At 77.1% G+C, this 4,445-nt stretch carries 5 protein-coding genes; 1 reads left to right on the plus strand and 4 read right to left on the minus strand.

Features of this window, described 5'->3' with window-relative positions:
* The coding region (locus tag EBM89_RS22315) for a hypothetical protein (protein WP_233571872.1) at positions 1-203 on the minus strand (203 nt) is incomplete at its 3' end.
* 199 nt (positions 204-402) lie between these two features.
* Between EBM89_RS22315 and EBM89_RS19640 the strand changes: the two genes are divergently transcribed.
* Entirely contained in the window at positions 403-882 is a 480-nt protein-coding gene (locus tag EBM89_RS19640; RefSeq protein WP_122151278.1) for a DUF6912 family protein, read from the plus strand.
* Between the two features lie 13 nt (positions 883-895).
* On the opposite strand, the gene hisN is transcribed toward EBM89_RS19640, so the two are convergent.
* The 3 genes from hisN to aroA are packed head-to-tail and all read right to left on the minus strand — an operon-like array spanning position 896 to position 4,116.
* Entirely contained in the window at positions 896-1,699 is an 804-nt protein-coding gene (gene hisN, locus EBM89_RS19645) for a histidinol-phosphatase (protein ID WP_122151275.1), read from the minus strand.
* A gap of 25 nt (positions 1,700-1,724) precedes the next feature.
* The gene (gene rsgA, locus EBM89_RS19650) at positions 1,725-2,771 is read right to left on the minus strand and encodes a ribosome small subunit-dependent GTPase A (RefSeq protein ID WP_122151276.1); all 1,047 of its coding nucleotides are present in this window, start codon (positions 2,769-2,771) and stop codon (positions 1,725-1,727) included.
* 28 nt (positions 2,772-2,799) lie between these two features.
* Complete coding sequence (aroA, locus tag EBM89_RS19655; protein ID WP_122151277.1) at positions 2,800-4,116, minus strand: 3-phosphoshikimate 1-carboxyvinyltransferase; 1,317 nt, start codon at positions 4,114-4,116, stop codon at positions 2,800-2,802.
* Positions 4,117-4,445 lie beyond the last annotated feature (329 nt).

The following is a 4,445-nucleotide window of genomic DNA, read 5'->3' on the forward strand; positions in this document are numbered from 1 at the left end:
GGCAGCCCGGCCCGCTCGGCCGGCTCGCGGGGTGCCCCGTCGAGGGTGCCGGTCGGTGCTGTGGTCGGCCGCGAGCGTCGCGGGCCCCGGTGGTCCGCGCTCTCGGCGGGCGGGAGCGGCTGGGGGACGACCCGCACCTGAGCGCGGGCGCGCGCCCGGAGGGTCCGGTGCGCGCCGGTGGGCGGTGGGCGGTCGTGGCTCATGGTGTTCTCCGTCGTCGGATGGTCCCCGGGCGTGCCCCATCTGTACCTGGTCGCGCGGACGAGGGTCCAGACGGCGTCGCCTGCTGTGGACGGCGGCGTGGGACTCGTCCGGGTTGGTCCGTGTTAGCTCCTCGTTGCCGGGACCGCAGGGCGCGTGCCGGTGCGCGACGGGAGCGCGCCGACCGGGCACACTGGGGTCGTGCGCCTCTACCTGCCTGCGACCCTGGACGAGCTGGACGACCTGCTGCGGGGCCGGGCCCCGCTGCCCGCGCCGCGTCGTGCGCACGCCGTCACGCCGGGTCTGGTGGCGCTGCTGCCGGAGGAGGACGAGGAGGGCGTGGAGTTCGCGGCGCAGCTGATGGCCGCGGACGACGCGCTGGTGCTGCTGGCGTCGCGGCCGTCGGCGCCGGGGCTGCGCCTGGTCGTGACGGTCGAGGTCGCGGACTCCGCCGTGGCTGCCGGGGCCGAGGGCGAGGGGGTGGATGACGAGGCGGTGAGCCTGGTGACGCTGCTCGAGCCGGTGTCCCGGGACGACGTCGTGTGCGCGCACGTCGACGAGCCCGCCGCGCGGGACGAGGTCGCGCGGGCGCTGGACGGCGATGACGCGGCGCTGGACGCCCTCGCCGAGCGCGACCTGCTCTGGTACGACGCGACCGAGCTGGACCGCATCCCGCGCTGAGCGGGTCGGCGCCTCAGTCGCGGAGCGCCTCGTCGAGCGGGTCGAGGACCTGCAGGGCGGCGTGGTGCAGGCGCCCGTTGGACACCAGCGCGGACCCGCCGAACGGGCCGTCGACGCCCTGCACGGACGTGAACCGCCCGCCCGCCTCCGTGACGATGGGGACGAGCGCGGCCATGTCGTGCAGGGCGAGCTCGGGCTCGGCGGCGAGGTCGACGGCGCCCTCGGCGACGAGGACGTAGGACCAGAAGTCGCCGTAGGCGCGGGTCCGCCACACGCGCCGCGAGAGGTCGAGGAAGTGGTCGAGGCGGTCGCGCTCCTCCCACCCGCTGAGGCTGGAGTACGACAGCGACGCGTCCTGGAGGCGCCCGACCTCGGAGACCTGCATCCGCGTCGCGGAGGCGAGCGAGCGCCCGGTCCAGGCACCGGAGCCGGTGGCGGCCCACCAGCGGCGACCCAGGGCGGGGGCGCTGACGAGCCCGACGACGACCTCGTCCCCGTCGAGCAGCGCGATCAGCGTCGCCCAGACGGGCACGCCGCGCACGAAGTTCTTGGTGCCGTCGATCGGGTCGACGACCCAGCGGCGGGGGCCGTGCCCGGTGTCGGGCATCTCCTCGCCGTGCACGGCGTCGCGCGGGCGGGCCCGGGACAGCTGGGAGCGGATGAGCTCCTCGGCGGTGCGGTCGGCGTCGGAGACGGGCGTGAGGTCGGGCTTGGTCTCGACCCGGAGGTCCTGCGCCTTGAACCGCGACATGGTCAGGGAGTCGACCTGGTCGGCGATCACGTGGGCGAGGCGCAGGTCGTCGTCGTACCGGGTCATGGGCCCCAACCTACCGGCGCGCGCGTCACGCACCGGGTTCGGCCGCGCCGGTCCGGCTGACCAGCAGACGCCGGAACGAGTCGACCCGTGCGGTACGGGCGGCGCGGGTGTCGTCGTCGGGGGCGTCGGCGACCCAGTCGTCCAGGGCGCAGTCGGGGGCGTCGGCGGCGTGGGTGCAGCCGCGCGGGCACTCCTGCGCGACGTCGGCGAGGTCCGCGAACGCCCCGAGCAGGTGGTCGGGGTCGACGTGCGCGAGCCCGAACGACCGCACGCCGGGGGTGTCGATCACCCAGGTCCCGGCGGGCCCGGGGACCCGCAGCGCGACGGCGGAGGTGGAGGTGTGCCGGCCGCGCCCGGTGACGTCGTTGACCACGCCGGTGGCCCGGGCGGCGTCGGGCACGAGGGCGTTGACGAGGGTGGACTTGCCGACGCCGGAGTGCCCGACGAGCACGGAGGTGCGCCCGGCGAGCTCGTCGCGCAGGTCGTCGAGCCCGGAGAACGCGTCGTCGGTGCGGCTGGTGACCACGACCCGCACGCCGATCGGCTCGTACAGGGCACGCAGCGCCGCGGGGTCGGCGAGGTCGGCCTTGGTGAGCGCGAGCAGGACGCCCATCCCGGCGTCGTACGCGGCGACGACGCAGCGGTCGATCATGCGGGTGCGCGGCTCGGGGTCGGCGAGCGCGGTGACGACGACGAGCTGGTCGGCGTTGGCGACGATGACCCGCTCGTACGGGTCGGTGTCGTCGGCGGTGCGGCGCAGCACGGTGGTGCGCTCCACGATCCGCACGATGCGGGCGAGCGACCCGTCCGCCCCGGAGGTGTCGCCGACGAGGTCGACGCGGTCCCCGGGGACGACGCGGTCGCGGCCGAGCTCGCGCGCCTTCATCGCCACGGCGACGCGCTCGTCGGGCCCGTCGGGGTCCACGAGGACGGTGTACCGGCCACGGTCGACGCCGGTGACCAGGGCCCGGTCGGCGTCGGCGTGCTCGGGTCGCGTCTTGGTGCGGGGCCGGGAGCTCTTGCGGCTGGGCCGGACCCGGACGTCGGACTCGTCGAGCGCGCGCCGTGCCACGGTCAGCGCACCCCGCCGGTCGCCGCGCTCACGCGAGCATCCCGTCCCACAGCCCGACGAAGTCGGGGATGGTCTTGGCGGTCGTGGCGACGTCCTGCACGAGGACGCCGGGGACGGCGAGGCCGAGCAGCGCCCCGAAGGTCGCCATCCGGTGGTCGGCGTAGGTGCGCACGGTGCCGCCGTGCAGGGGGCGCGGGGTGATGACCAGCCCGTCGGCGGTCTGCTCGGCCTGCCCGCCGAGCCGGGTGATCTCGGCTGACAGTGCGGCGAGGCGGTCCGTCTCGTGGCCCCGCAGGTGCGCGATGCCGCGCAGCCGGGTGGGGCCGTCGCCGAGCGCGGCGAGCGCGGCGATGGTCGGGGCGATCTCGCCTGCGGCGCGCAGGTCGAGGTCGACCCCGTGCACGACGCCGGTGCCGGACACGGACAGGACGTCCCCGTCCAGGGAGGTCGTCGCGCCCATCTGCTCCAGGATGCCGGGCAGCAGACCGCCGGGCTGCGTGGTGCTGGCGGGCCATCCGGGGACGCGCACGGTGCCGCCCGCGACGACCGCGGCGCACAGGAACGGCGCGGCGTTGGACAGGTCCGGCTCCACCCGCACGTCCCGGGCCGCGATCGACCCGGGCTCGACGCGCCAGATCGTCGGGCGGGAGTCGTCGACCTCGACCCCGGCGGCGCGCAGCACCGCGACGGTCATCTCGATGTGCGGCAGGCTCGGCAGCGTCGGACCCGTGTGCCGGACGGTGAGGCCGCGGCCGAACCGCGCGGCGGCGAGCAGCAGGCCTGACACGAACTGCGAGGACGCGGACGCGTCGACGTCGACCGCACCGCCGGGCACGCCGCCGGACCCCGCCACGGTGAACGGCAGGTGCCCGGGCTCGCCGTGCTCGGTGACCTCGACGCCGAGGTCCCGCAGGGCCGCCAGGACGGGGCCCATGGGGCGGACCCGGGCGCCGGCGTCGCCGTCGAACCGCACGGGCCGGTCGGCCAGCGCCGCGACGGCGGGCAGGAACCGCATGACCGTGCCCGCGAGCCCGCAGTCGACCGTCGCGGTGCCCGCGGTGGCCCCGGCGGGACCGGCGAGGGGGAGCGGGGTGACCAGCCAGTCGCCGGGCGCAGCGGGGTCGTCCTCGATGCGGGCGCCCAGGTCGCGCAGCGCCTGCGCCATGAGCAGCGTGTCCCGGGACCGCAGAGGGGCGCGCAGCCGCCCAGGCCCGTCGGCGAGCGCCGCCAGCACGAGATAGCGGTTGGTCAGCGACTTCGACCCCGGCACCTCGACCGTCGCGTCCAGCGGTCCGGCCGCGGTGGGGGCGGGCCAGTCGGGGGCGGCGACGTCGGGGGAGGTCATGCGGTCCAGGTTATCGGCCACGCGGCCCGGCCCCGGTCCGCGTCCGGTCCCCGGTCCGCTCGCGCTGCCGTCCGGGCCCACGTGCGCGACCGTCCCGGTCCGCGGGGGCGGACGGCACCGGGTGCGGAGAAGATGCGCCCCGAACCGGGCATCCCGGGCCGCGTTCTCCGCACTCGGCGGCGTGCGCTCAGGAGAGGGTGTCGCGGACCTTGGCCGTGACCGCGTCCTTCGCGGCCGAGGCCTGCGCGGCGGCCGCCGAGGCCTGCGCGACGGCGGCGCGGGTCGCGCGGGCGTGCTCGACGCGCCAGCGCACCGACGGGCGCCCGGCG

Origin of the sequence: Cellulomonas triticagri (assembly GCF_003696205.1) — a bacterium.
GTDB lineage: Bacteria > Actinomycetota > Actinomycetes > Actinomycetales > Cellulomonadaceae > Cellulomonas > Cellulomonas triticagri.

Bases quoted from the DNA above. Each gene is read 5' to 3' on its own strand.
- hisN (WP_122151275.1), bottom strand. From the start codon at position 1,699: ATGACCCGGTACGACGACGACCTGCGCCTCGCCCACGTGATCGCCGAC.
- aroA (WP_122151277.1), bottom strand. From the start codon at position 4,116: ATGACCTCCCCCGACGTCGCCGCCCCCGACTGGCCCGCCCCCACCGCG.